Origin of the sequence: Paenibacillus shenyangensis (assembly GCF_000346635.1) — a bacterium.
Classification (GTDB): domain Bacteria; phylum Bacillota; class Bacilli; order Paenibacillales; family Paenibacillaceae; genus Saccharibacillus; species Saccharibacillus dauci.
Genome location: NZ_AOIG01000055.1, coordinates 1 through 894, shown reverse-complemented (window position 1 = coordinate 894; position 894 = coordinate 1). Strand labels below are relative to the sequence as shown.

Genomic DNA, 894 nt, shown 5'->3' with positions numbered 1-894 from the left:
TAGGGCGTGTTTTAAAACTAAAGATGGAAGATAAACCGATTTGGGTTTAGGATAAGAACAGAATAAATCCAAAGGTGGTTTTCACGAATATGCAAAGACGTCATGCCATTAAAGACTCGGATTGGGAACGAATTGAATCCCTTTTCCCACCCGAAAATACAGGAGAAGGACGACCTTCGAAATCCAATCGCCTCATGCTTGACGGGATGCTGTGGAAAGTGAAAACGGGTGCACCTTGGCGAGATTTACCTGAACGGTTTGGGCCTTGGGAAACCATCTATGGTCGTTTTCGTTTATGGAGCCAAAATGAAGTGTTTTCTGTTATTTTTGAAGCGCTGACGCAGGAGGCGGATCTGCAAGAAGTGTCGCTCGACAGTACTTCCTGCAAAGTCCATCAACACGCGGCAGGGGCTAAAAAGGGGCGGAAAATGCCGAAAATAACCAAGAAATCGGATGTTCCCGAGGCGGACGCAATACGAAAATCCATGCCGTAGTCGACGCGCTTGGTAATCCTGTGCACCTGTTTTTGACACCGGGAAACACGCATGATTCGGCGGTGGCTGTGAACGTATTGTCTAAGGTCCCGCTTGTGCAAAGCGTCGTATTAGCCGATAAAGCGTACGGATCGTTGGCGATTCGGAGCTTTATCGAATCGCAACAAGCGACCTTTTGTATCCCGCCGAGAGCGAACGCATCTGAGCCTTGGGCTTGCGATTTCCATCGGTACAAAGAGCGTCATGTTGTCGAATGCTTCTTCAATCAACTGAAGCAATTCCGTGGAGTCGCCACGCGTTACGAAAAGCTTTCTCGGCATTTCTTGAGCTTCGTTTATTTGGCTTCGACGATGATTTTATTGAAATAGTTGGGCGGAATCGGGTTTTAAAACACGCCCTA

Annotated in this window: 1 protein-coding gene; it reads left to right on the top strand. The window is 47.7% G+C overall.

What is annotated here, in order from left to right; all coding sequences use genetic code 11:
- Window positions 1-89: 89 nt before the first annotated feature.
- A protein-coding gene (locus tag H065_RS27580; RefSeq protein WP_202951381.1) for an IS5 family transposase occupies window positions 90-862 on the top strand; the annotation gives its coding sequence in 2 pieces (ribosomal slippage) (window positions 90-420 and window positions 420-862; 774 coding nt in all).
- The last annotated feature ends 32 nt before the right edge of the window (window positions 863-894 follow it).